This window comes from Streptosporangium heterodermiicola, assembly GCF_051390675.1.
In the GTDB taxonomy this organism is placed as follows: Bacteria; Actinomycetota; Actinomycetes; order Streptosporangiales; family Streptosporangiaceae; genus Streptosporangium.
Genome location: NZ_JBPJSR010000024.1, coordinates 70,772 through 94,721 on the forward strand (window position 1 = coordinate 70,772; position 23,950 = coordinate 94,721).

General features: G+C 73.6%; 22 protein-coding genes. 5 read left to right on the top strand and 17 right to left on the bottom strand.

Annotated elements, in window-relative coordinates:
- Positions 1-72: 72 nt before the first annotated feature.
- The 17 genes from ACSC1Q_RS35950 to ACSC1Q_RS36030 form a co-directional block, all read right to left on the bottom strand.
- Entirely contained in the window at positions 73-792 is a 720-nt protein-coding gene (locus ACSC1Q_RS35950) for a helix-turn-helix transcriptional regulator (protein WP_436763186.1), read from the bottom strand.
- The gene (locus tag ACSC1Q_RS35955) at positions 789-1,814 is read right to left on the bottom strand and encodes a nucleoside hydrolase (RefSeq protein ID WP_436763187.1); all 1,026 of its coding nucleotides are present in this window, start codon (positions 1,812-1,814) and stop codon (positions 789-791) included. The genes ACSC1Q_RS35950 and ACSC1Q_RS35955 overlap by 4 nt, the downstream gene beginning before the upstream one ends.
- Entirely contained in the window at positions 1,807-2,532 is a 726-nt protein-coding gene (locus ACSC1Q_RS35960) for a GntR family transcriptional regulator (RefSeq protein WP_350971355.1), read from the bottom strand. The genes ACSC1Q_RS35955 and ACSC1Q_RS35960 overlap by 8 nt, the downstream gene beginning before the upstream one ends.
- Positions 2,529-3,482: a PfkB family carbohydrate kinase gene (locus ACSC1Q_RS35965; RefSeq protein ID WP_436763188.1), complete on the bottom strand. Its 954-nt coding sequence runs from the start codon at positions 3,480-3,482 to the stop codon at positions 2,529-2,531. Before ACSC1Q_RS35965 ends, ACSC1Q_RS35960 begins: the two co-directional genes overlap by 4 nt.
- A complete protein-coding gene (locus tag ACSC1Q_RS35970; RefSeq protein WP_436763189.1) occupies positions 3,458-4,369 on the bottom strand; it encodes a 6-phosphogluconolactonase in 912 nt (303 codons plus the stop codon). Before ACSC1Q_RS35970 ends, ACSC1Q_RS35965 begins: the two co-directional genes overlap by 25 nt.
- A gap of 1 nt (position 4,370) precedes the next feature.
- The gene (locus ACSC1Q_RS35975) at positions 4,371-6,509 is read right to left on the bottom strand and encodes a N,N-dimethylformamidase beta subunit family domain-containing protein (protein ID WP_436763190.1); all 2,139 of its coding nucleotides are present in this window, start codon (positions 6,507-6,509) and stop codon (positions 4,371-4,373) included.
- 2 nt (positions 6,510-6,511) lie between these two features.
- Positions 6,512-7,729, bottom strand: coding sequence for an ABC transporter permease (locus ACSC1Q_RS35980; protein ID WP_436763191.1), 1,218 nt, complete (start codon positions 7,727-7,729; stop codon positions 6,512-6,514).
- Positions 7,726-8,880: an ABC transporter permease gene (locus tag ACSC1Q_RS35985; RefSeq protein WP_436763192.1), complete on the bottom strand. Its 1,155-nt coding sequence runs from the start codon at positions 8,878-8,880 to the stop codon at positions 7,726-7,728. Before ACSC1Q_RS35985 ends, ACSC1Q_RS35980 begins: the two co-directional genes overlap by 4 nt.
- Complete coding sequence (locus tag ACSC1Q_RS35990) at positions 8,877-10,406, bottom strand: ABC transporter ATP-binding protein (RefSeq protein ID WP_436763193.1); 1,530 nt, start codon at positions 10,404-10,406, stop codon at positions 8,877-8,879. Before ACSC1Q_RS35990 ends, ACSC1Q_RS35985 begins: the two co-directional genes overlap by 4 nt.
- Positions 10,403-11,446, bottom strand: a complete 1,044-nt coding sequence (locus tag ACSC1Q_RS35995; protein WP_436763194.1) for a BMP family lipoprotein — start codon at positions 11,444-11,446, stop codon at positions 10,403-10,405. Before ACSC1Q_RS35995 ends, ACSC1Q_RS35990 begins: the two co-directional genes overlap by 4 nt.
- A 53-nt stretch (positions 11,447-11,499) precedes the next feature.
- Positions 11,500-12,327, bottom strand: a complete 828-nt coding sequence (locus tag ACSC1Q_RS36000; protein ID WP_436763195.1) for an HAD family hydrolase — start codon at positions 12,325-12,327, stop codon at positions 11,500-11,502.
- Positions 12,328-12,443: 116 nt separating this feature from the next.
- On the bottom strand, positions 12,444-13,346 hold the full coding sequence (gene hisG, locus ACSC1Q_RS36005) for an ATP phosphoribosyltransferase (protein WP_436763196.1): 903 nt from the start codon (positions 13,344-13,346) through the stop codon (positions 12,444-12,446).
- A 4-nt stretch (positions 13,347-13,350) separates the two neighbouring features.
- The gene (locus tag ACSC1Q_RS36010) at positions 13,351-13,893 is read right to left on the bottom strand and encodes an NUDIX hydrolase (RefSeq protein WP_436763197.1); all 543 of its coding nucleotides are present in this window, start codon (positions 13,891-13,893) and stop codon (positions 13,351-13,353) included.
- Entirely contained in the window at positions 13,890-15,668 is a 1,779-nt protein-coding gene (locus ACSC1Q_RS36015; RefSeq protein ID WP_436763198.1) for an ABC transporter ATP-binding protein, read from the bottom strand. The genes ACSC1Q_RS36010 and ACSC1Q_RS36015 overlap by 4 nt, the downstream gene beginning before the upstream one ends.
- Complete coding sequence (locus ACSC1Q_RS36020) at positions 15,661-17,418, bottom strand: ABC transporter ATP-binding protein (RefSeq protein WP_436763199.1); 1,758 nt, start codon at positions 17,416-17,418, stop codon at positions 15,661-15,663. Before ACSC1Q_RS36020 ends, ACSC1Q_RS36015 begins: the two co-directional genes overlap by 8 nt.
- Positions 17,419-17,458: 40 nt before the next feature.
- Positions 17,459-18,490, bottom strand: a complete 1,032-nt coding sequence (locus tag ACSC1Q_RS36025) for a Gfo/Idh/MocA family protein (RefSeq protein WP_436763200.1) — start codon at positions 18,488-18,490, stop codon at positions 17,459-17,461.
- Positions 18,483-19,745, bottom strand: coding sequence for an aminotransferase class III-fold pyridoxal phosphate-dependent enzyme (locus ACSC1Q_RS36030; RefSeq protein ID WP_436763201.1), 1,263 nt, complete (start codon positions 19,743-19,745; stop codon positions 18,483-18,485). The genes ACSC1Q_RS36025 and ACSC1Q_RS36030 overlap by 8 nt, the downstream gene beginning before the upstream one ends.
- A gap of 222 nt (positions 19,746-19,967) precedes the next feature.
- On the opposite strand from ACSC1Q_RS36030, the gene ACSC1Q_RS36035 reads away from it, so the two are divergent.
- From ACSC1Q_RS36035 to ACSC1Q_RS36055, 5 genes are read left to right on the top strand one after another with little or no spacing between them, the layout of a single operon-like run.
- Positions 19,968-20,648 (top strand): phosphoribosylaminoimidazolesuccinocarboxamide synthase, encoded by a 681-nt coding sequence (locus ACSC1Q_RS36035; RefSeq protein WP_436763202.1) that lies wholly within the window; start codon positions 19,968-19,970, stop codon positions 20,646-20,648.
- Entirely contained in the window at positions 20,635-21,339 is a 705-nt protein-coding gene (locus ACSC1Q_RS36040; RefSeq protein ID WP_436763203.1) for an SDR family oxidoreductase, read from the top strand. Before ACSC1Q_RS36035 ends, ACSC1Q_RS36040 begins: the two co-directional genes overlap by 14 nt.
- A gap of 17 nt (positions 21,340-21,356) precedes the next feature.
- The gene (hisG, locus tag ACSC1Q_RS36045) at positions 21,357-22,247 is read left to right on the top strand and encodes an ATP phosphoribosyltransferase (RefSeq protein WP_436763204.1); all 891 of its coding nucleotides are present in this window, start codon (positions 21,357-21,359) and stop codon (positions 22,245-22,247) included.
- Positions 22,244-22,666: a hypothetical protein gene (locus ACSC1Q_RS36050; RefSeq protein ID WP_436763205.1), complete on the top strand. Its 423-nt coding sequence runs from the start codon at positions 22,244-22,246 to the stop codon at positions 22,664-22,666. The genes hisG (ACSC1Q_RS36045) and ACSC1Q_RS36050 overlap by 4 nt, the downstream gene beginning before the upstream one ends.
- 60 nt (positions 22,667-22,726) lie before the next feature.
- Positions 22,727-23,950, top strand: coding sequence for an MFS transporter (locus ACSC1Q_RS36055; RefSeq protein ID WP_436763206.1), 1,224 nt, complete (start codon positions 22,727-22,729; stop codon positions 23,948-23,950).

Sequence of the window (23,950 nt, forward strand, 5' to 3'; positions counted from 1 at the left end):
CGCTCCACTTCTCTTCGGTCACTTCGGGGTGCGGGCAATATGCGAATTCGGGAGGGACGGCGGAGCCGCCCCTCACCTGACCGCCGGGTTGACGCGGGGAACGCCGGTGGTGGAGCTGAGTCCCAGCCGCTGCGCGACCAGGGCCACCTCCGTCCGGTTGGAGCAGTCGAACTTCACGAGCAGGTTCGAGACGTGCCGTTTGACGCCGTGGATCGAGATGCCCATGGCGCGGGCGATCTGGTTGTTGCTCATGCCGCGCAGCAGCAGGGTCAGCGCCGTGTGCTCGCGTTCGGTCAGCCGGTCGGTCGGCTCGGCGCCGGCGGTCCCGGGCGGTGATGCGGCCGGTGCGAGCGGGACGACCGGCGGGTCGCCGCTGAGCAGGTGCGCGAAGGTGTAGGACAGTCCGGCGACGTTGACCATGTCCCACAGCAGGCAGCCGTCGACGCCGTGGTCCTTGGCCGGGGAGGGGAGGTGGCGTGCCTCCTCCGTCCGTATCAGCGCCAGCACCCTGGTCCGGCCGCGGGGCGTACCGGCGGCCGCCATCACCTGCGGCACCGCCGCGACCGGCAGCACCACCACGTCGAAATCCCCTTCGCCGAGCGCCTGGCCCGCCTCCGCCACGCTCCGGCCGACCCTCGCCCTGACCACGTGCGGTACCCGGCGGAGCAGCAGCGGCAGCCCGTAGAAGGAGATCTCGTCCTCGGCCAGCCAGAAGACGGACAGGATCCGGCGGCGGCGGGCAAGAGACGACGTGGCGATCCGCTCGCCCGCGTCCATCGTGCTCGTGCTCATCGCATGATCCTTTCTGTGGTTGACGTCATCGCCCGTGGGGCGAGAGTGGTGAGGAAGTGCCGGTAGAACCGGTCCGCGTCGACCGTCCTGGCGCAGCGGACCGCGCGGCCGCCGGCACTTCTTACGATTCGTCCCTGGCTCGCGTTCCGGGTCACGACATCGCAGCGCACCGTCTCGAAGGTGCAGATGTCCTGGTCGGCGAGGTAGGACGTGGTGAGGCTGTCCCAGCAGCAGTAGGGCAGCCCGGTGGTCTCCAGCGTGCCGAAGGTGAGCGCCAGCAGCGACCCGGCCAGGTCGCTCACGTGCTCGCCGTACGCGCGGCCGAAGGTCTCGGCGAACTCGGCGGTCACCGGCACCCGGTTGGTCACGTCCAGCGGGAACATGGTGATCGGCACGTCGGAGTCGAACACCCGCCTGACGGCGTCGGGGTCCCAGTAGACGTTCCACTCGGCGGTGCCGTCGTGGCCGGGCTGGTGAACGTTGCCCGCGACGTCCAGGGCGCCGCCCATGAACACGATCTCCTCGATGCGCGCCGCGAGCCGGGGGTGGTGTTCCAGGCACCAGGCGAGGTTGGTCAGCGGGCCGGTGACCAGCACGGTGACCGGTCCCGGCGCCCGCGCCAGCCAGGCGGCGAGCCGCTCGTGCGCCGGGGGCGTGTCCCCGGCGGCGGCGACGGCGGCGGCGGCGGGGTCGCGCTGGTTGAGCACGGGCAGCGCGTCCGCCCGCAGGGCGTCGATCCGCCAGGCGAGCGGGAACGGGTTGCGGCCGGGCAGCACGCCCAGCGCCGTGGGCACGTCCCGGCCCGTCAGGGCGAGGATCTTGCGGGTGGCCGACAGGCCGGGCGCGGGCAGGCAGTCGGCCGGGGTGACGGCGACACCGCGCAGATCGACGTTCTCGTAGCGGGTCAGCAGCAGCAGCGCCAGCAGGTCGTCGGGCGCGCCGTCGTGGTCGAACACGACGTGGCGGCGGCGCGCGCCGATCCCGGCACCGGTCGCGGCGCCGTTGGAAAAGGGGTCAGTCACGGCGCCTCACCAGGTGGAAGGAGAAGTCGGTGCCGCGGTGGTAGTCCTGCGAGAACAGCAGGGGCCGCCCCGCGCTGTCGTGGTGGGTCTGGATGAGCAGCAGCCACGCGCCGCCGGCCTCGGTGCCGCCGATGCGCTCGGCCTGCGCCGCGTCGAGGGTGACGGCACGGACCTGGGTGACCGCGTACGCGATCGTGTGGCCGTGCTCGGTGAGGAGCTGGAACAGCGACCCCGACCAGTCGACCTCGTCCATCGGCAGGGGGACGAGCTGGCGCGGGAACAGGTCGATCGAGTAGAGCAGCGCGTCGTCCCGGTGGCGGCGCAGCCGCTCCAGGCGCACGATCGTCTCGCCGGGCGCCATCCGCAGCACCTCGCGCTGGTGCCGGTCCGGCTCGGCCGACGCGACGTCCAGGACGGTGTCGTCGGCGGTGAAGCCGCGGCTGGCGAGCATCTCCGTCACACCTTCGAGGCGGGTCAGCGGACGGTCCAGGCTCGGCTGCGCGGTGAGGTAGCGGCCGTCGCCGTGGCGCGCCTGGATGACGCCCTCCTGCTCCAGGAGCTTGAACGCCTCGCGGATGCTGGTGCGGCCCGCGTCGAACAGGCTCATCAGCTCGTTCTCCGACGGCAGCTTGTCCCCCGGGCGCAGGCCCTGCTCGACGATGAGGAGGCGGAGCCGGTCGCGGATCCTGATGGCCAGGGTGTGCGGTCGTGGTGTCATGCGGATATCTCCTGCGCCGGTGGACCGTGGAGAGGGGCGAGGCCGAGCTCTCCGGCGGACGGGTAACTGGGAGCGCAGAAACGGCGCGTGACCGAGACGGCGGCCACCCGGCAGGCGAGCCGGACCCCGGCCGCCAGGCTCACGCCGGCGCGCAGGGCCGCGGCCAGCGTGCCGGTGAAGGCGTCGCCCGCTCCGGTCGTGTCGACCGCGTCCACGCGGGGTGCGTCGACCAGCATAGTGCCGTGATCGTCGATCACCCCGGCTCCCCGCTCGCCCCGGGTGACGACCACGGCGCCCCCTTTCGTACGGAGGCGCAGGGACTCCGGCGAGTCCGTGGCGCGGCCGCCGGTCAGCACGCCCAGTTCCCCCTCGTTGAGCACCACCACGTCGGCCAGGCTCAGCAGGTCCGCCCCGCCCGCACCGAGGAACACCCGGGCCGGGCTGGGGTTGACCAGGACGCGGACCCCGGACGGGACGGCCGCCGCCGCCGCGCACGAGGTCGCCACCGGGATCTCGCCCTGCAGGACGAGCACCGACCCGGCCGGCAGGCGCGCGGCCGTGGCGGCCGCCTGCGCCGGGGCCAGCAGGTCGGCCGCCCCCGGCCAGGTCATCACGATCTGCCGCCCCCCGCCGTCGACGTAGACGAAGCTGCGCCCGGTGGCCACGCCCTTGGCGATCACGCAGTCGCCCACCTCGACGCCGTCGGCCCGCAGCGCCGCCAGCGCCGCCAGCCGTTCGGCGTCGTCGCCCAGGCAGCCGACGAAACGCGCGGGCGCGCCGAGCCGGGCCGCCGCGACCGCCACGTTCACCGCCTTGCCGCCGTGCGCGGTGGCGTACTCGGCGGCGTTGACGCTCTCGCCCGCCGCGGGCAGGCGGTCCCCGAACATGTAGAGGTCCAGGGTGTAGGCGCCGAGCGCGAGCACGGTCATGCGCCCAGCCCCAGCACGCACGGGGCGATGCTGTCGGCGTCCACCGAGACGCGCACGTCGGGGTGGCGGTGCGCCAGCGTGACCGGGAGCGGCACCTCGGGTTCGGTCGTCAGCAGCAGCACGCGCACGATGTACCGCTTCCACGCGCCGCCGTCGGTGATGAGGTGCAGCCGCCGGGCCGAGAGGATCTCCGCCATGCCCAGCGTGATGGCCATCGGCGGGATGGCCTGGGTGTAGCCGCCGGTCAGGCGGTGGGAAAGTGCCACGAGCGTGTCGTCGAGCAGGGTGACGACCCGGGTGGTGGAGGCGGCGAACTCCTCGACGGTGTACTGGTGCCAGCGGTTCGAGGGCGGCTCGTTGAAGGCCAGGTGCCCCCGGTAGCCGAAGCCCGCGAAGCACGTGTCGGCCCCGCCGACCTCGCGCAGGCGGGCGCCGTACGCGTCCGGGTCGAGGACGTCCGGGTAGACGACGTTGGCCGGGTGGGGGCGCAGCTCGGGGTCCAGCAGCTGGTAGAGGTTGCGGTCGCAGTAGCCGCGGAAGCTGAACGGGTGCGACGGGTCGACGGGCCGGCCCTGCCAGTCGAGGAACTCGTCCATGTGGAAGGCGTGCACGTCGGCCCAGCTGATGCGCTCCCGGTTGCAGATGCGCGCCAGGAGCGGGTAGTGGGCCTTGGGGCCGACGGGCAGGATCCAGCGGGTCGGCTCGCCGCGCAGGTTGTTGTCGCACAGCTCGTCGGCCATCTCGCGCGCCAGCCGGTGGTAGAGGGCCTTGGTGTCCGGATGCACGGTCACCGGGTGCCGCGCGATCGCGGTCAGCTCCTCGGCGGGCATGCTCAGGTGCTCCTCGGTGAGCTCGCCCGAGATGCGGGGATAGGGGTAGGCGTGCGCCTCTGTCCTGACGACGGTCACGTCACTCCTCTGAGGGTTTCGGGGAAAGGAACCGGGACAGGACGTTTCGCGTGACGCGCCGGACGTCGCCGTCGCAGCAGGCGAGACTGGCCACCCAGTTGATGGATCCGGCGGCGAAGACGGCGCCGCCCGCCCGGGTCGGGCGAAGCGTCATGTCGGCGCGGACGGCTTCCGCGCCCAGACGGGCCTCCTCCGGCGCGTTCTGGTAGTGACCGCTGTGCCCGCCCGCGGACGTGGCGAGCAGCAGGGTGCCGGGCGGGGTGCCGAGGCCGGGGTCGGCGCGGTCGATCTCGTCCCCGGCGGCGCCGCCGAGGGCGAGGCCGTGGCGGCCGACGACCGGTCCGGGAACCCCGTCGAACACCCAGGCCGCCTCGGCGCGGTAGCTGTCGGGCAGGCGGGTGAAGCCGGGCGCCGGGCCCCAGCCCTGGGCGGCGAAACCGACGCCGAGCAGTTCCTGGGGCGGCAGGCCGCGCTCGCGCCACAGCCCGCCGGGCTCCCCGGTGGAGGTGAGGACGTCCTCGCCGGGCTCGTTGTCCCACCAGGCGCCGGTGTGGCCGCGGCGTACCTCGATCGCGTGCGGGTGGCGCGGGTCGACGCCGGTCACCCAGTAGAAGCCGTTGCCGCCCAGGTACATGAGCCGCCCGCCGCCGGACACGTACGCCGCGACGGCCTCGCGTTCGGGCGCGCTGACGTACTCGGGGTGGCTGCCGGTCAGCACGACGCGGTAGCGCGCCAGCAGGGCGGCGCCGCCCGCGTGCACGTCCTCGTCGGTCAGGACGTCGAAGGCGAAGCCCTCGGCGCGCAGCCAGCGCAGCAGCAGCAGGTCGGCGGCGAAGTGCCGGGGCGCCCCGGTCATCCACCACCGGTAGCCGGGCGTGTGGTTGAGCACCGGGCGCCGCCCCGAGGAGTGGTAGACGGGGCCGCCCTCGCGCCGCTGGTCGTAGAGGGACAGGCCGAGCTCGCGGTGCTCGTTGAGGTAGGCGTCCGTGCCGGACAGCTCGATGCCCCGGTCGGTCACCGTCGAGTAGTCGCCGAAGTACTCGGCCTCGCTGGACTGGCGGTGGTTGGCGTAGGCCAGGTAGGTGAACGTCGGCAGGACGACCGCGACCGGGTTCTCCGGGCTCGCCGGGTCGGCCGGGCTCTCCGGGCGTACGACGAGCGGGACGACGTACGAGTCGCCGCCGGCGCGCACCCGCACGCCGAGCACGGTCGAGCCGGTGCCCGCGGGCACGGTCACCGCGCACGTCCGCGGCCAGCGGGCGTCGTCCAGGTCCTCCGGGCTGAGCTGGAGGGCGGTGCGGGTGCCGTCTCCGCCGGGGCCGGCGAGCCCGGCGAGCGGCCGGTTGACGGCGCGGGCGTGCCGGGCGTTGCCACTGATGTCCGGGACGACGGGGGCGCCCGGATCGGCGGCCGGGTCCCACAGGGCGACGAGGCCGTCGCCCAGGTGCCGGGCCAGGGCCGGGCCGGTGGTCAGGCCCGCCAGGGTGTCGCAGTCGCCGGGGGTGAGCGCGTTCCCGGTCAGCAGGGGCAGCGCCAGGCGCCCGGCGTACGGGTCGCCGTGGTCCGCGCCCGCGCCGAAACGCAGGGTCGCGGTCGCCTGCGGCGGCGGCGGGCCCGCCCCGTGCGCGGCGGCGTCGTCGCGCGCGCCACCCCGGACGGCCAGGCGCAGCCGGGTGCCGGACGGCTCCGCCTCCCAGGCGGCCACCAGCAGGGACCACGACCCGTGGGGGACGGCCGGGCCGGATCGTACGCGCAGGGAGCCGGACCGGGTCTCGACGGCGGCCCCGGGGTGCCCGGTCTCCTCCAGGGTGACCAGCAGCCGCCAGCCGCCTGCGGCCAGCTCCGCCACGACCTGGCGGGCACCGGCGTCCCGGCGCTCGTGCGGGCGCAGCCACACCGCGACGCCGCCCCGGGCGGGCACCGGCACGTCGGCGGCCTCCAGGTGGGAGCCGGTCCGGACGCGCCGGGGCTCGACGGTGACCGGCGTCGCCGGGCCGAGGACGGTCTGGCTCACCAGGTCGGTCAGCTCGACCTCCGCGGCTCCGGCGGGCCCGCTCGCGTGCACGGCCACGTGCTGTCCGGGCGCCGCCGACCAGCGGTCCAGGTAGGCCAGCAGCCGGGTCTCCGGCGGACGCGTCACGGTCAGGCACCTCCCCGCCGGTAGGGCAGGCCGACGTAGGCGGGCATGCGCAGCCGCTGGGCGACCGTGGCCAGCACCAGCAGCGTGGTCAGGTACGGCGTGGCGTAGATGAGCTGGCTGGGCACCGAACCGGTGCTCTCGAAGATCACGAAGGCGGCCGCGCCGAGCAGTGCCATGCCGGCCGCCAGGCGGGGCCGCCGCCGCGCGAGGGCGATCGCCGCCGCCCACGCCAGCACCGCGCCCAGCAGCAGCAGGGTGTGCACGGCGCTCGCCTGGCGCAGCTGCACGGCGTCGGCGTAGCCGAACAGCAGCGCCCCGCCCGCCGTGCCGAACGGCCGCCAGTTGCCGAAGATCATGGCGGCGAGCCCGATGAAGCCGCGCCCGCCGGTCTGGCCCTCCTGGTAGAGGCCGGAGGAGACGGTGACGAGGTAGGCGCCGGCGAGACCGGCCAGCCCGCCGGAGACGAGCACGCCGCAGTAGCGCATGCGCTGGACCGGCACCCCGAGCGAGTCGGCCGCGGCCGGGTGCTCCCCGGCCGAGCGCAGCCGCAGCCCGAACGCGGTGTGCCACAGTACGACGACGCTGACCGGGACGAGCACGACGGCGGCCACGGTGAGCCACGACACCTCGTGAAGCAGCCCCCGCAGCAGGCCGGCGGCGTCCGCGAGGAGGAAGACGCCGCCGCGTTCCAGGTCGCCCAGCAGGTCGACGCCGCCCGCGCCACCGGCGAGCAGCGGCACGCTGACGGTGCCGATGTCGCCCGTGACGGGCGGCGACTGGGTGGCCCCGGCACCGGGCAGGCCGGTGAACACGACGACGCACAGGAAGCGCGCCACCCCAGCCGCCAGGATGTTGACCGCGATGCCGCACACCACCTGGTCGACGCCGAAGGTGACGGTGACGACGGCGTGCAGCAGGCCGGCGGCGGCGCCGCCCAGGATTCCGGCCAGCACGCCGGCCCAGACGCCGTGGAAGTGGCCCGCCCACGCCCCGCACACCGTCCCGATGATCATCATGCCCTCGATGCCGAGGTTGGCGACGCCCGCGCGCTCGCTCCACAGCCCGCTCAGGCCGGCCAGCCCGATCGGCACCGCGAGGCGGAGCGCGGCGCCGACCATGCCGGAGTCGGCGAGCGCCTCGCCGGTGAGGACGCGGACGCCCGCCAGTGCCAGCAGCACGAGGAGGACGATCAGCGGCAGCCGCCGCGTCAGCGCGTTCACGGGACCCGTCCCGGCACCGGGGCCGGCGTGGCGTCCGGTTCGGTCCGCTCGCGCACCAGCCGCGCGGCGCGGCGGCGTTCCGCGCGGCGCACCACCTCGTGCGCGACCACGACGCTGATCACGATGACGCCCTGCATGATCGTGACGATCTCCTTGGGCACGCCCTCGATGTCGAGGATGAGCGCCGACCGCTCCAGGAAGCCGAAGAGCAGGGCGGCCAGCGCGATGCCGAGCGGGGTGTTGCGGCCCAGGAGGGCCACCGCGATGCCGGTGAAGCCCGCCCCGGCCGGGAAGTCCAGGCCGAAGTGGTAGGCGGTGCCCAGCAGGTGGGGCAGCCCGGCAAGCCCGGCGATACCGCCCGAGACGAGCATCGTCACGATGGTCATGCGGCGCGGGTCGACGCCGTGGACGCGGGTCGCCGCGGCGTTCAGCCCGCTCATCCGCAGGTCGTGCCCGAACAGCGTCCGGGTGAGCAGCAGGTGCACGGCCACGCCCAGGACGACGGCGCCGAGCACGGCCCCGCCGAGGCTCGCGCCGCCGGGGAGCGTCACCCCGACCAGGGCGAGCAGGCCGTTCAGCTCGGGCAGGCGGGCCGAGGCCGGCAGTTCGGCGGTCGATCCCGTCGTGCTGCCGGCGGCGAACACCTCGGCCAGCAGGTACGCCACGACCGCGGTGGCGACGTAGTTCAGCAGCAGCGTCGACAGCACCTCGGAGACGCCGCGCCACACCTTGAGCAGCGCGGCCAGCGCGGCCCACGCGGCCCCGGCGAGCACGGCGACCGCGCACATGACGGCCACGTGCAGGGGCGCCGGCAGGTCCAGGCTCGCGCCGACGGCCGCCGCCAGCAGCGCGGCGAGGCGGTACTGGCCCTCCACGCCGATGTTGAACAGGTTCATGCGGAACGTGACGGCCACCGCGAGACCGGCGAGGAAGTAGACGACCGACCGGTTGACGGCCGAGACGACCGAGTCCGGCCGCGCGCCGAACTCCAGCATCGTCAGGTACGTCCTCCCCGGCGACGCGCCCGCCACGGCCAGCAGCGCCGTGGCCACGACGAGGGCCATCAGCAGCGCGAGCGCGGGCGCGGCGAGCGCGCGCGGCACCCCCCGGAACCGGGCGGCGGCCGTGTTCGTCGCGTTCGTCGCGTTCATCGCGCCCCCGTCATCAGCCGGACCAGGCGCGCCGGGGTCAGCTCGCCGGCCGGCAGGGCGGGCGTCAGCCGGCCGCGCAGCATGACCTGTACGCGGTCGCTCAGGGCGAGCACCTCGTCGAGGTCGGCGCTGACCAGCAGGACGGCCAGCCCGGCGTCCCGGGCGTCGCGCAGCAGGTCCCGGATGACGGCCTGGGCGCCGACGTCCACGCCGAGGGTGGGGTGGGCGGCCAGCAGCACCTCGGGACGGCCGCGCAGCGCCCGGCCGACGACGAGTTTCTGCTGGTTGCCGCCGGACAGCGCGGCGGCGGGGAAGTCGGGGGAGGGCGCGCCGACGCCGAGGCGGGCGCCGATCTCCCCGGCGGCCTCCCGGGCGGCCGCGCGGTCCAGGCGCCACCGGCTGCGGCGGCGCAGGTCCTCGCTGCCCAGCATGACGTTCTCCCACAGCGTGGCGGGCAGTGCCAGCGCGTGGCGGTGCCGGTCCTCGGGGATGCACGCCAGCCCGAGGCGGCGGCGCCGGCGCACGCCCAGCCGGGTGGCGTCATGGCCGCCGAGGTGCACGGTTCCGGCCGTGATCTCGCGGGTGCCCACCAGCGCGTCGATCAGCTCGGACTGCCCGTTGCCCTGGACGCCCGCGATGCCCAGGATCTCGCCCCCGGCCAGCTCCAGGGAGGCCCCCTGGACGGCGTCGGTGCGCAGGCCGTCCACGCGCAGCACGACGGGGCCGCTCTCGGCGCGCCCGCCGCGCGCGGCGGACGGCAGGTCGCCGCCCGCGATGAGCCGGGTGAGCACGCCCGGGTCGGCGTCGCCGGCGGCGAACTCGCCCACGGAGGTGCCGGCGCGGATGACGGTGACGTGGTCGGAGACGCTGAGCACCTCGTCGAGCTTGTGCGAGATGAACAGCACGGCCAGGCCCCGCGCGCGCAGCTCGGCGAGGCTGGCGAACAGGCGCGTCACCTCGCCGGGCGCGAGCACCGTGGTGGGCTCGTCGAGGATCAGCACGCGCGCCCCCCGGTACAGGGCCTTGAGGATCTCCACCCGCTGCCGCTCGCCCAGGCCCAGGTGCTCGATCCTGGCGCCGGGGTCGACGGCCAGGCCGTAGCGCTCGCCGAGGTCGCGCAGGGCGCGGGCGCTCGCGCGGCGGTCGAGCAGCCCCCGGCGCGAGGTCTCGGCGCCCAGGATCACGTTCTCCAGCACGGTCAGGTTCTCGGCGAGCAGGAAGTGCTGGTGCACCATGCCGATCCCGGCCGCGATGGCGTCGGCGGGCGACCGGAACCGCACGGGGACGCCGTCGAGCAGCAGGTCGCCGGAGTCGGGCCGCTCCTCGCCGTACAGGATGCGCATGAGGGTCGACTTGCCGGCGCCGTTCTCGCCGACCACGGCGTGCACCTGGCCCGGCCGTACGACGAGGTTCATGTCGCGGTTGGCGGTGACGCCGGGGTAGCGCTTGGTGATGCCGCGCAGCTCGACGAGCGGCGCGCCCGGGAGGGAACCCGTGCCGGAGGAGGTCGTCTCGGGACGCGTCACGGGACGACCGGCACGTCGATCTCGCCCGCGATGATCTTCTTTCTGATCTCGTCCAGCCGGGGCCGGATGTCGGAGAGGTCCTCGCCGGTGGTGGCGTAGCCGACGCCGTCCTCGTCGAGCCCGAACTCGCGCACCCCGAAGACGGCCTTGCCCGCCGCCTCCTCCTCGATGATGCTCCGCACCGCGACGTCGATCTGCTTGGTGGCGCTGGTGAGGATCACGCCGGACAGGTCCTTGCCGACGGTGCGGCGCTGGTCGACGTCGACGCCGATGGCCCACTTGCCCGCCGCCTTGGCCGCCTGGAAGACGCCGAGCCCCGACGCGCCGGCCGCGTGGTAGACGACGTCGGCGCCGCTGTCGTACATGCCGCGGGCCGCCTCCCGCGCCTTGTCGGGGGAGGAGAACCCGCTGAAGTCGGGCGGCTGCGTCATGAAGACGCTCGACAGCCGGATCTTCGGGTCGATCGCGCGGGCGCCGGCGGCGTACCCGGCCAGGAACTTCTCCTGGGGCGGCGTCTGTACGCCACCGACGAAGCCGATCCGCCCGGTGGCGGACTTCAGCGCCGCCGCGGCCCCGACCAGGTAGCTGGCCTGCTCCTCGCGGAACACCACGTTGGTGACGTTGGGCAGCTTCACCGTCGCGTCGTCGATGATGACGAAGTGCGTCTTCGGGTACGCGGGCGCGACCTTCGTGAGCGGCTGGGCGTAGAAGAAGCCGACGGCCAGTACGGGGTTGTGGCCCGTCTCGGCCAGGAGGCGCAGGATCTCCTCCAGGTCGGAGCCGGCCGCGTTCGGGCTCAGCTCCTTGACCCCGACTCCGAGCTTGGCCCTGGCCTGGTCGACACCCGCCCCTGCGGAGTCGTTGAAGGACTTGTCGCCGCGTCCGCCCCGGCTGTAGGCGACGCCCACCCGCAGGTCGGAGCCGCCGGCGGCGGCCCCGTCCGCCCCCGCGTCCTGGGCGGTGACCTGCGAGCCCCCGCAGGCGGTGAGCGTGAAAAGAACGCAAAGAGCGGTCGACAACCGGATGAACAGGCGGGGCATGCGAACCTCCCAAACCGAACCTTCGACTAGAATGCGTACTCATCAGACAAGTGTCAATGCTTCTCTGATAACCGTTCCAGCCATATGGCGACGCCGTCCTCGTCGTTGGACGAGGTCACCTCGTGGACCGCCGCGAGCACCGCCGGGTGGGCGTTGGCGACCGCGACCGCCGTCCCCGACCAGGTCAGCATCGGCAGGTCGTTGGGCATGTCGCCGAAGGCGATCACCTCCGGGCGGCCGAAGCCGAGCCGGCCGGCCATCGCCTCCAGGGCGGCCGCCTTCGTCACCCCGGCGCGGGTCACCTCGCAGAACACGTCCGCCGACACGGTGACCTCGCAGCCGGGCAGCAGCACGCCCACGCTCTCGTAGTACTGGCGGGCCGCCCCCTCCAGCTGGACCATGATCTTGCCGACGCCGTGCCGGTCGATGGCCTCCTCCAGCCTCGGCACCCGCCTGGCGTCGCCGGCCAGCGCGGGGGACAGTTCGAAGGCGTCCTCCAGCAGCAGTTCCAGATGGCACTCGGCGCCCAGCCGGATGCCGGGGAACCGTTCGCGCAGCGCCGTCAGCGCCGTCACCACGTCCGCCTCGGCGAGCGGGTGGTGGTCGACCACCTCGTTCCTGGCGAAGTCGTAGACGACGGAGCCGTTGCCGCAGACCGCGATGGTCGCGTTGCTCGTGTCGGTCGTGTCGGTCGCGTCGGTCGTGTCGTTCAGGCCCGCGACCAGGTGCCGGGTGTCGCGGACGGGCCGTGCCGTCGCGACGACGAACACGTGGCCGTCCGCCCGGACGCGGCGCACGGCCGCGCGGGTGCGCCCGGACAGCTCGCCGCGCGAGTCGAGCAGCGTGCCGTCCAGGTCGCAGACGATCATTCGGCGTTCCACGGGCGGCACGCTCCTCACGGTCGGCGGGGCTTCCCCGAGGGGCCCCGGCTGATAGGTCACGACCCGCTGGTCTCACGGTCGGCGAGGCCCATGCGACGGGTGCCCCGGCCGAGGGGTCACGACCCGCCGGTCTCACGGTCGGCGGGGCTCCCCGAGGGGGGCTCCGGCTGATGGGTCACGACCCGGCCGACCGGGGACGCCACGACGTCGGCCGCGCCCGCGGCCAGGATGCCGTCGATGGTCTCGGCCACGCCGCGCCGCGCCGCCAGCCCCTGCACCACCACCAGGCCGTCCTCGCGCGGGTCGCCGACGCGCCACGAGCTCGGGGGCAGCGCCGGCGCGACGCGCGGCAGCTCGCGCGACGACGTGCGCACCGTGAGCAGCACGTGCGCCGCCCCCGCCCGCACCGAGTCCAGCAGCCGGGCCACCCGCTGGATCCTGGCGCGCTTGCGGGCGTCCCGCCAGGCGTGCGGCCCGGCGACGAGCCGTGGCGCGCAGGTGCGCACCGTGTCGACGATCCGCAGGTCCGGCGCGAGGGACGCGCCCGGCTCGAGCACCTCGATGACGGCGTCCGCGAGCTCGGGGATCTTGGCCTGGCTGGCGCCGTAGGAGTGCACCACCTCGGCCGCCAGCCCCCGGCTGCGCAGGTACTGCCGGCCGATGTCGGGGAACTCGGTGGCCACGCGGGCGCCCGGGGACAGGCCGCCGGGATCCCCCGCCGGTACGGCCAGCACCATGCGCCACGAGTGGCCCGCCGCCACCGGCTCCACGATCTCGACCTTGGCGCCGGTCTCCTCGATCCAGTCGGTGCCGGCGACGCCGAAGTCGAAGGCGCCCCTCTCCAGGACCAGCGGGATCTCCCGGGGCTTGAAGAAGACGACCTGGATCGGGCCGCCGTAGTCGATGCTCGCCCGGTAGCTGCGGCCCGAGGTCCGGTGCACGCCGAGCCCGGCGGCGGCGAAGAGGCTCAGGACCGGGCGCTCCAGAGCCGATCCCTTGGGCAGCGCGAGCGAGATCATGTGATCAGCGTCTCCAGGTAGGCGGGGCGTTCCCCAGGGGGGAGCGCATGGCGAGGGCGCGCAGGGCGAGGTCGATCATGCCGGTCTCACCGCCGCCGGCGGCCAGGGCGCGCAGCCGGGCCGCGTCCAGCCAGCCGGCCTCGACGAATTTGTCGTGTTCGATGCGGGGCCGTTCCAGGTCTCCGGTGACGGTGGCGAGCACGTCGATCTCGCGCCTGCGGGTGCCGTCGCCGCCCTGCCAGTCGAACGCCTTGACCAGGTCGCCGACCCGCTCCAAGCGCCAGCCGGTCTCCTCGGCGATCTCGCGGGCCAGCGCCGCGCACAGCGTCTCACCGGCCTCCACGTGCCCGCCGACGATGTCCCAGCAGCCGGGGAACAGCCGGACGTGCGGGGCGCGGCGCTGCAGGAACACCTCGCCGCGCGGGTTGACCAGGACGGCGCCCACCACGCAGCGCACCCCCTCGGCCGTGGCCTCCCGCTGGATCACGTCGAACTCCGGCGGGTGCGGCGCACAGCACCCCGGCTGGTGATCCGAGGGGCCGTTCACGCCGTCTCCTGGTGGGCGTAGTACGTGGCGTACAGGGCGGCGAACGGCCCGTCGCGGCTCAGCAGCTCGTCGAAGGGGCCGTCCTCGGCGATCCGGCCCTCTTCGAGGACGAGGATCCGGTCGGCCCGCCGGATGGTCGACAGCCGGTGCGCGATGACCAGGACGGTCCGGCCGGCGAACAGCCGGGTCAGCGCGTTCTGGATGCCCCGCTCGGTCAGGGGGTCGACGCTGGCGGTCGGCTCGTCCAGGAGCACGATGTCGGGCTCGCGCACGAACATCCGCGCCACCGCGATGAGCTGCCGCTGCCCGACCGACACCCCCCGGCCACCGTCGGTGAGCCGGTCGTGCGGGGACATCGGCATGCTGCGCGTCCACACCCGGCGCCCGATCCGGTCGATGGCGCGCTCGACGTCGGCCAGGTCCGCTCCGGGACGGCCGTAGGCGATGTTCTCGGCGAGCGTGCCGGCGAACACGAACGGGTGCTGTGGCACGACGCCGACGCGCCGCCGGTAGGCCGTCAGGTCGAGCGCGCCGACGTCGCGGCCGTCGACGAGCAGTTCGCCGCCCTGGAAGTCGTACGCACGGGCGATGATCTTGGCGAGTGTGGACTTGCCGCTCCCCGTTCGCCCGACGATCGCCACCGTCTCGCGGGCGGGGATCCGCAGGTCCAGCCCGTCGAAGACGGGGGCGCCGGAGCCGTAGCCGAAACACAGGCCGCGCGCCTCGATCTCGCCGTCCAGGCGGGGCACCGGCTCCCGTCCGCGCCGGACGACCGAACCGCGGTCGTCGATGAGCGCGAACACCCGTTCCGCGGCGGCGAGTCCCTGCTGGAACAGGCTCCAGAACGCCGCCGCCTGGGTGACCGGCTGCCACAGCATGCCGAGCGCCTGCAGCGCGAAGTACCACTCGCCGGGCGAGAGCCGGCCGAGCACCGCGAAGCGCCCGCCCTGGTAGAGCACCACGGCCGTCGCCAGCCCCGCCAGCAGGGTCAGCACCGGCAGGATGACCGCGTAGATGAGCCCCTGGCGCACGTACACCCGGTACGACAGCCGGTTGACGTCGTCGAAGTCGTCGTAGACGGTCTGCTCGCGGCCGAAGCCCTTGGCGACGGCGATGCCCATCATCGACTCGTGCACGTTGGCGTTGACCCTGGCCATCACCCGCCGGGTGGCGGCCGCCGCCGTGCGGGCGATCCGGCGGAAGGCCAGCGCCGTGCCCAGCAGGAACGGCAGCGCGGCCAGGATGATCAGGCCCAGGCCCGGGTCGGTCCAGAACACCACGCCGCCCAGCAGCAGGACCAGCAGCGACTGGCTGAGCAGGTTCAGGGTGAGCGTCATCACCGAGCCGAAGCCCTCGGTGTCACCGGTGACCCGGCTGAGCACCCGCCCGACGGAGTTGTCGTCGTGGAAGACGACGTCCTTGTCCAGCGCGGCGTCGGCGGCCTCGCACTGCAGCCGGTAGACCATGTCGCCGACCAGCCGGGCGGTGACGGCCTGGCGCGCCCAGTTCATCGCCCACGCCAGCACCGCGGCGGCGACGACGAACAGGCACAGCCACAGGCCCAGCCCGGCCCCGCCGCCGACCTCGTCGATCAGCTGCGCGATGACGACGGGCACCGAGGCGGTCAGCAGGGCCGACCCCACCACGAGGACGGCGCAGCCCAGCATCGTGCCGCGCTGGGCGCGCAGGTAGGTCAGGATGCGGCCCAGGAGGCGGCGGTTGCCGTAGACGCGATCGTACGCGTCGGCGTGCAGGCCCGCGAACAGGTCAGTCACTGTAGATCTCCCGGTAGAGCGCGCAGCGCGCCATCAGCTCGTCGTGCCCGCCGAGGTCGACGCCCCGCCCGGCGTCCAGCAGCAGGATGAGGTCCGCGCGCCGGATCTGGCCCGGGCGGTGCGAGACCAGCACGGTGGTGCGGCCGGACGTCGCTCGCTCGATCGCCTCGGTGATGGTCGCCTCCGTGCTCGCGTCGATCGCGCTGGTCGCGTCGTCCAGGGTGAGGACGCGCGGGTCGGTGAGCAGCGCCCTGGCGATGGCCAGCCGCTGGCGCTGGCCGCCGGACAGTGTCGTGCCGCCCTCGTTCAGGACGGTGGCGTAGCCCTGCTCCATCGCCTGGACGAACTCGTCGGCGCAGGCCAGCTTGGCGACGCGCTTGACGTCCTCGTCGGCGGCGGTCCCTGCCGGTGCGCCGAAGGCGATGTTGTCCAGCACGCTCTTGGAGAACAGGAAGATCTCCTGGTCCACGTGGCCGATCTGGCGGCGCAGCGCGCCCGGCTCCCAGTCGCGCACGTCCCGGCCGTCGATCAGCACCCGCCCCTCGTCGGCGTCGTACATGCGGCCGACGAGTTTCAGCAGCATGCTCTTGCCGCTGCCGGTGGGGCCGACGACGGCCAGCGTGCGCCCGGCGGGCAGGTGGAACGACACCTCACTCAGGATGTCCTTACCGTCGTGGCGCAGGGTCACCCGGTCGAAGGTGATCGCGCCCTCGACGGCCGTCGTGACGCCGGTGGTCTCCTCCAGGTCGCCGGGCCCGTCGATGATCTGCCGCATCCGGGCGGCGGCGGCCAGTCCCTCCTGGACGACCGGCACGGCCTGCTCCGACAGGGTGACCGGCTGCGCCAGCGACACCAGCCAGCCCAGGTAGGTGACGACCTGCGCGAGCGCCAGCTCGCCCTGGCCGTACAGGTACAGGGAGTGCAGGGCGCCGACGGCCATCGCGACGGCGAAGCTGAGCGCGGGCAGGTAGACGGCCTGCGCCCGGCCGCGCCGCACGAAGGTGTCCCGGTAGACGGCGGCGGCCCGCCGGAACGCGAGCCGCTCGTGCTCCTCCTGGGTGGCGGCCTTCACGGTGGCGATGCCGGACAGGGTGGTGGAGAAGCGCTCGTTCAGGTCGGCGAACGTCTCCCGGATGCGCATCGTCAGCGGCTGCAGCCGCCGCAGGTGCCGGCGCAGCGCGATCGCGAACACCACGATCAGCGCGCAGGGGGCGAGCAGGAGCCGGGCGTCCATCGAGGCGATGAACGCGATCGGCACCACCAGCGCCAGCAGCGCGTTGAACGCGGTGGAGACGCCCGGGCTGAACATGTAGTCGACGAGCCGCGCGTCGTTGATGGCGCGGGCCATGATGTCGCCGACGCGCTGCTGATCGTGGAACGACATGCGCTTGGCCAGCAGAGCGCGGTACAGCTCGTCGCGCACGTTCCGTTTGACCCGCTGGGCGACGACCTCCATCGAGCCGTGCGACAGCAGGTCGGCGGCGAACCGGCCGGCCGCCAGCAGCGCGGTGGCGACCGCCGCGGCGGCCAGCACGCCGAGGTCGGCGCGCCCGCCGGTCGCCTCGGCGAACGCCGCGCCGATCTGGACCGGCACCAGCGTCGTGCACACGTTCGCCGCCACCGCCGCCACGGTGAACACCAGCAGCAGCGGCCGGTGCGCGCGCAACCGGGCGGCGATCCATCCGAGCACGGCCGGCGACGCGACCGGCCGTGCCTCTCCGGCCCGGCCTACCGGTCGCGTCTGGCCCATGCTTCCTCCGTCGTCGGTCCCTCCGTGGTCACCGGCCGGCCTACGCGGAGGCCTGGACCGCGTCCGTCAGGTGTCCCAGCCCGTTCTTGCCGGCCCGGTCGATCTCCTCCATCACCTGGTCGGCCAGCACGGAGGCGGCGAGCGCGTCGGCGACCGACGGCGTGCCGTCCGGACGGGACGCGTCGCCCCGGCAGGACGCCACGAACGCCTCCAGTTCCGGGCCGAAGCCGCTCCGGCCCCAGCCGTGGTCGAGGTTCTTCGTGCTGTGCAGCTCCTGGCCGAGCGGCATTCCGTCGGCCAGGTCCAGGGTCACCCGCTCCAGGGACGGCGCGCTGTAGCGGCTGCCGTCCATGCCCTGCACCATGACGCCCACGAGGAACCGCTTGACGTGGTTGCCCATCCGCAACGTCGACAGGGACCCGTCGCGGTGCCGGATGACCACGTTCACCTGGAAGCGGTCGCCCTCGCCGGGGATGACGTGCGCGTCCACCTGGGCGGCGGGGGAGGGGGTGAACCAGCGGGCCAGGTCCAGGGCGTGCACCCCGTTGTGCCGGATCCACGCCTCCAGCGTCGTGTCCACGCCCCACTGCGGGACCGAGGGATGACGGCTGTAGAAGTCGATCGTCACCGAGCACGAGGTCGCCCGGGCGTCCTGGCTCAGCTCGTGCAGCCGCTGCAGCGTCTCGGCGTACCGGAAGTTGAAGCCCACCTGGACGTGCCGGCCGCTCCGGTCCACGACGTGGTGGAGGTCCTGCAACGCGGGCGTCGAGGGCCCGGCCGGCTTCTCCACGAAGCAGTCGACGCCGCCCTCCACCAGCTGGCGGGTCAGCCGGTACGACGGCTCGGGCGGCACCGCGATGACGGCCGCGTCCACGGTGTCCAGGTCGAGCGCCTCGATCGAGTCGGCGCAGACCGCCGCCCCGGACTCCTCCTGCAGCTCCTTGGCCAGGGACAGGTCGGGGTCGACGCAGGCCACGATCCGGTTGCCGCGTGCGCGCTGCAGGAACGGCAGGAGGTTCTGGCGCATCTGCCGGCCGCAGCCGACCAGGGCGAGGCGCGGGAGGTCAGTCACGGCCGGCCTCCACTGTCGCGCTCCACTGCTCGAACGCGCGGCGCGCCCGGCCGCGCAGCTCGTCCGGGTCGATCTCCCGGTGGGCCACGCTGACGAACGACGGGTGCCCTTCGAGGAGCAGGATGCCGGCGCCGGTGAGCGCGGCGAGCAGCGCCTCGCGCCGCGTCTTGTCGCCCAGCAGCGCGTCGTCGTGGTAGACCAGCTCGAACATCCCGCCGCCCAGGACGGGACGGGCGCCGACCAGGGCCGCCACTCCGGCGTCCTCGGCGGCGGCGGTCAGGGTGGCCGCCACCTGCGTGCCGATCCGGCCGATCTCGGCCCAGCCGTCCGGCGCGTCGCCGATGGGCTTTTCCAGTATGTCGCGTGTCGCCAGCGCCGCGTACACGGCGATCATCTCCTTGGAGAACGTGCCGCTGAGCCGGGCCCGTTCGGCGTCGGCCAGCAGATCGGCGGCGCCCACCACCAGGCTGAGCGGCGCCCCGTTGGCCAGCGCCTTGCCGATCACGACGAGGTCCGAGCCGATGGCGTGGTCGTGGTCGTAGCCGAGCGGCGAGATGCGGCCGCCGGTCTTGGTCTCGTCGAAGACGGTGAGCAGGCCGGCGTCCCGGCACATCGCGACGGCCTGCCGCAGCACCTCGGGCGTGGTGAACGAGGCGAGGTAGGCGTCGAAGACGAAACAGCCCAGCCGGTCCCGGTAGCGGTCCAGGATCTCGGCCAGCGACTCCAGCCGCAGGTCCACCCAGTTCACCGCGGGCTCGGTGTCGCCGATGCCGCGCATCGCGTCGGTGTAGCGCAGTTTCTCGCGCAGCGGCGAGTGGAGCGGCTCGTGCCATTTGAGGGAGTTGGCGATCTGCGCGTCGTGCCAGCCGATGTAGCCGCTGCGCAGCACCCCCAGCCGGCCGTTGCGCATCGCGGCCAGCCGCAGGGTCGCGGTGACGGCCTCGGAGGCGGTCTTGAAGAACGCGCCGCGGTCGCCGGTCCGCTCGCCGAGCAGCCGCTCCAGGTACTCCGAGTGGAAGGTCGTGTAGCCCGGCATCATCACGCCGTTACCGAGATAGCCGCTCAGAATTTCATTGAAGAGTTCGTCCGAGTGGCCAATTATCACCGGCCCGTATCCCATGACGAAGTCGATGTACGTCATCCCGTTCGCGTCCGAAACCTCACCGCCCTTCCCCTGCGTGAACAGGAGCTGGCGGCCTTCGGACCGGAACTTACGGGTGATCTTCGAGTGAGCTATTCGCTCATTCTGCGACAAGATCTTCTCCCTCCCCGGAAATCATGAATAAGATCATGTGCTTAATTTCCGAGACCGTAGCGGCGGGCTCCGAGCAGGGTCAAGGTGAACTTTTTTCTAGGTTTACAAAGCCGTAATAAGACTGCAACGGTCGAGGCGGTAGATCGAGCCGAACTCCGATATGGAGGCGATGTGGACCACGGATCGAGCCGGCGAATTCCGATCTCCGAAATAGCCAGAACGGTGCAGCCGGATATCGTCGGGCGCAGTAAGCGCCTGTGGCGGCTGCCCGACGGGCAGTGCCTCGTGCAGATAGTCCCCAGCCTGCGCAGTTTCACGTACCAGCGCGACGAAATGGTGGAGCGCACCGGGCCGCTGCGGCTGACTTTCTACGAAAAGGCCGCGGCCAGGATCGAGGCGGCCGGGGTGGCGTGCGCGTTCCGCGAGCGGGTCGGCCCGGACACCTACCTCGCCGACTACTGCCCGGCACCGCCCTTCGAGGTCATCGTGAAGAACCGGTCCACCGGTTCGACCACGCGCAAGTACCCCGGCCTGTTCGAGGACGGCGCGCCGCTGCCGCGCCCGGTCGTGAAGTTCGACTACCGGGTCGACCCGGAGGACCAGCCGATCGGCGAGGACTACCTGCGCGTCCTCGGGCTGCCCGTCGAGGAGATGCGCGAGCTCGCCCTGACCGTCAACGAGACACTGCGCTCCTGGCTGCACCCCGTGGACGTCTGGGACATGTGCCTCATCTTCGGCGTCACCGCCGAGGGCGGTCTCACCGTCATCTCCGAGATCTCCCAGGACTGCATGCGGCTGCGGCACGAGGACGGGTCCCCGCTGGACAAGGACCTGTTCCGCGACGGTGTCGACGCCGACGAGATCGTCAACCAGTGGAGTCGCATCCTCGATGTCATCAGATGACGGCAGGGTGGCGCTGATCACCGGTACCAACCGGGGCAGCGGCCGGGCCATCGCCGAGGAGCTGCGCGAGCGCGGGTTCCGCGTCTACTCCCTGAACCGCTCCCTCGCCGGCGCGGACTGGCTCGGCGAACGGCGCTGCGACGTGTCCCGGCCCGCGGAGATCAGGTGGGCCGTCGCCGACGTGCTGGCCGAGGCGGGGCGGCTGGACGTCTGCGTGTCCAACGCCGTCGACCGGGTCCTGGACCCGATCGCCGACCTGCGCGAGGACGACTGGGAACGCCTGGTGGCGATCAACCTCAGCGCCGGCTTCCACCTCCTCCAGGCGGTGCTGCCGACGCTGCGGGCCCGCCGGGGCGTCTTCGTCGCGATGGGCAGCCACGCGGGCACCCGCTACTTCGAGGGCGGCGCCGCCTACAGCGCCACCAAGGCCGGGCTGAAGGCGCTGGTCGAGACGCTGCTGCTGGAGGAGCGGCGCAACGGCGTGCGCGCCTGCCTCGTCTCGCCCGGCGCCATCGCCAACCTCGACGGCGACGACGACCCGTACAAGATGAGCACGCGCTCGATCGCCCGCTGCGTCGGCACCATCGTCGACTCCTGGCCCACCGACCTCGTCGTCGGCGAGATCGAGGTACGCCCCGCCGAGCTGGCGACGCCGCCGATCATCGGCATCGACCGGCTGCTGCACGTCTGACGCGCGAAGGAGGAAGCATGATCTCGCTCGCCCTGCCGACGGGATCCCTGGAACGGCGGGCCCTGGAGCTCTTCGCGGCCGCCGGCCTCGACGTGCGGCGGTCCTCCGAACGTTCCTACCGGGGCACCATCGAGTACGCGGGCACCGCGCGGGTCGCGTTCTACAAGCCGCGCGAGATCCCGCTCGTCGTCCAGAACGGCTCGTTCGACATGGGGCTCACCGGCGCCGACTGGGTCGAGGAGACCGGCGCCGAGGTCGAGGTGGTCGAGTCGTTCGACTACTCCCGCAACACCGAGAAACCCTGGCGGCTCGTCCTCGCCGTGCCCGCCGACCACCCGGCGACCAGCGTGGCCGACCTCGACGACGGCGTCCGGATGGCCACCGAGTACCCCAACATCGGCCGCCGCTTCTTCCAGGACGCCGGCCGGCGCGCCGAGGTGGTCGTCTCGTACGGCGCCACCGAGGCCAAGATCCCCGAACTGGCCGACGTGATGGTCGACGTCGTGGAGACGGGACACTCGCTCCAGCAGAACAACCTGCGCATCATCGAGACGATCCGCACCTGCGGCGCCCAGCTCATCGCCAACCCCGCCGCGTACGCCGACGAGGGCAGGCGCGCTGTCATCGGGAGGATCGCCCGGCTGCTGCGCGGCGCCTGGACCGGCCCGGCGAACGTGCTGCTGACGGTCCGCGCCCCCGCCGACCGCCTGCCGGAGGTCACCCTGGCCATGCCGGGGCGCTCGTGGCGGGCCGGGGCGGAGCTGACCGACGAGAACATGGTCGTCCTGCAGGGCGTGCTGTCCAGCCGGGACGTGCCGGAGACGATCGACGTCCTGCTGTCGGCCGGCGCCGTCAACGTCACCGAGACCGGGATCGGCATCCTCGCCACGAACGCGGTGCGGCCGTGACGCCCGCGACCCCCTCCCACGCCATGGACGACCGGCTGCTGCCCGCAGACGGAGCCGGGTGGCGGCCGGGTTCGGCGACGCTCGACCTGCGGCTCGCCGGTGCGGCCCTCGTAGCCCCCGCCACTTTCCGCCATCTGGAGGTGAACGTCGCCCTGGGCGTCGACCTGGACGAACGCGGCGACATCCTGGACGTCGACCTCGTCGGCCTGCCGCCCGAACTGCTCGCCCCGCTGAGCCGCTACACCGCCCCCGCCCACCCGTCGGCCCGCTGCGGACCGGTCGCCCTGGACCAGGACGCCGCCTGGTTGTGGCTCCACGTCCGCGACGGCCGCCGCGCGTCACGCCACCAGCGGTCCGCGCTCGTTCGCTTCTCCTTCGCCGGCCCGCGCCTCGTCGCCGTCCTGGCCGTGCCGGGTTGACCGGCACGCGAGGGCACGATGACCATTGGGGCCGCCGTGACATCGTGCGAAGGAGAGACAATGAAGTCTGAGCCAGCCCCGGACGCGCCCGTGCGACCCGTGCGGCCCGGATCGCGCTCGCGGTGGGTGACCATCGGCGTCGTCTATCTCGGCGGCGTCGTCGCCGCCATGAGCCTGGGCAAGTTCGCCCCCGTCGGACCGGCGGTGACCGGCCAGCTGTCGCTGTCGCTGTCACAGCTGGGCTGGGTCATCTCGGCGGTCGTCGGCGTCGGCGCCGTCTTCGGCCTGCCCGGCGGCTACCTGATGCGCCGCTTCGGCGCGCAGGGGTCGCTGGTGTACGGCCTCGCCCTGATCGCCGTGGCGAGCGCGGCGGGTGTCCTGGCCGGTGACTTCGCCACGCTGCTCGTCGCCCGCGTCGTCGAGGGCTTCGGCTACCTGCTGGTCACCATCGCCGGGCCGGTGCTCGTCCTGCGCCTGGCCGACGAACGCGACCGCAGCGCCGCCCTGTCGATCTGGGCCACGTTCGTGTCCGTGGGCCTGTTCGCCAGCACACTCGTCGGCGGCGCGGCCGGAGAGGCCTTCGGCTGGCGCGGCTGGATCGGCCTGCTCGCCGGTCTCACCCTCCTCATGGCGGTGGCCGTACGGCTGCGGCTGCCCCGCTCGGGGGCCGGTCCGCGGGCGGCCGCCGGGCCCGTCCCCCGGCTGGGCGCGCTGCGGTGGCCGGCCGCGCTGGCCGCCTCGTTCTGCCTGACCGCGCTGGTGACCATCCCGGTGATCGTGCTGCTCCCCACGCTCCTCATCGACCAGCACGCGAACTCGGCCGCCGCCGCGGGCGCGAGCACCTCGGTGATCTCGCTGCTCAGCGCGGCCGGCGGGCTGCTCGCCGGCATGCTGCTGCGCCGAGGCACCCGGGTCGGCGCCCTCGCGCTGCTCGGCCTGCTCGCCGTGCCCGCCGCCTGGCTCGTATACGGCGGCGGCCCGCTCGCCGGGGTGCTCGCGGGCGCCGGGACGCTGTCGCTCGCCAACGGGTTCCTGGCCGCCCTCGTCTTCGCCACCCTGCCGCTGATCCTGGAGCGGCTCGACCACGCCGACGTCGGCAGCGGCCTGGTCGCCCAGGCGGGCAGCCTCGGATCGCTGCTCGGCCCGCCGATGTTCGGCGAGGTCGCGGCCGCGTTCGGCTTCGCGGCGCTCACCCCGATCATCGCCGGTGGGCTCGTCGCCGCCGTCGCCGCGCTGCTGCTGGCCGGTGGCCGCGCCACGAGGCGTCCACCGGGCGCCGCCTGA

Excerpts from the sequence above, each read along its gene's own strand:
- ACSC1Q_RS35995 (WP_436763194.1), bottom strand. The coding sequence starts at position 11,446 with ATGCCCCGCCTGTTCATCCGGTTGTCGACCGCTCTTTGCGTTCTTTTC.
- hisG (WP_436763196.1), bottom strand. The coding sequence starts at position 13,346 with ATGATCTCGCTCGCGCTGCCCAAGGGATCGGCTCTGGAGCGCCCGGTC.
- ACSC1Q_RS36020 (WP_436763199.1), bottom strand. The coding sequence starts at position 17,418 with ATGGGCCAGACGCGACCGGTAGGCCGGGCCGGAGAGGCACGGCCGGTC.
- ACSC1Q_RS35950 (WP_436763186.1), bottom strand. The coding sequence starts at position 792 with ATGAGCACGAGCACGATGGACGCGGGCGAGCGGATCGCCACGTCGTCT.
- ACSC1Q_RS36040 (WP_436763203.1), top strand. The coding sequence starts at position 20,635 with ATGTCATCAGATGACGGCAGGGTGGCGCTGATCACCGGTACCAACCGG.
- ACSC1Q_RS35985 (WP_436763192.1), bottom strand. The coding sequence starts at position 8,880 with ATGAACGCGACGAACGCGACGAACACGGCCGCCGCCCGGTTCCGGGGG.
- ACSC1Q_RS36055 (WP_436763206.1), top strand. The coding sequence starts at position 22,727 with ATGAAGTCTGAGCCAGCCCCGGACGCGCCCGTGCGACCCGTGCGGCCC.
- hisG (WP_436763204.1), top strand. The coding sequence starts at position 21,357 with ATGATCTCGCTCGCCCTGCCGACGGGATCCCTGGAACGGCGGGCCCTG.
- ACSC1Q_RS35960 (WP_350971355.1), bottom strand. The coding sequence starts at position 2,532 with ATGACACCACGACCGCACACCCTGGCCATCAGGATCCGCGACCGGCTC.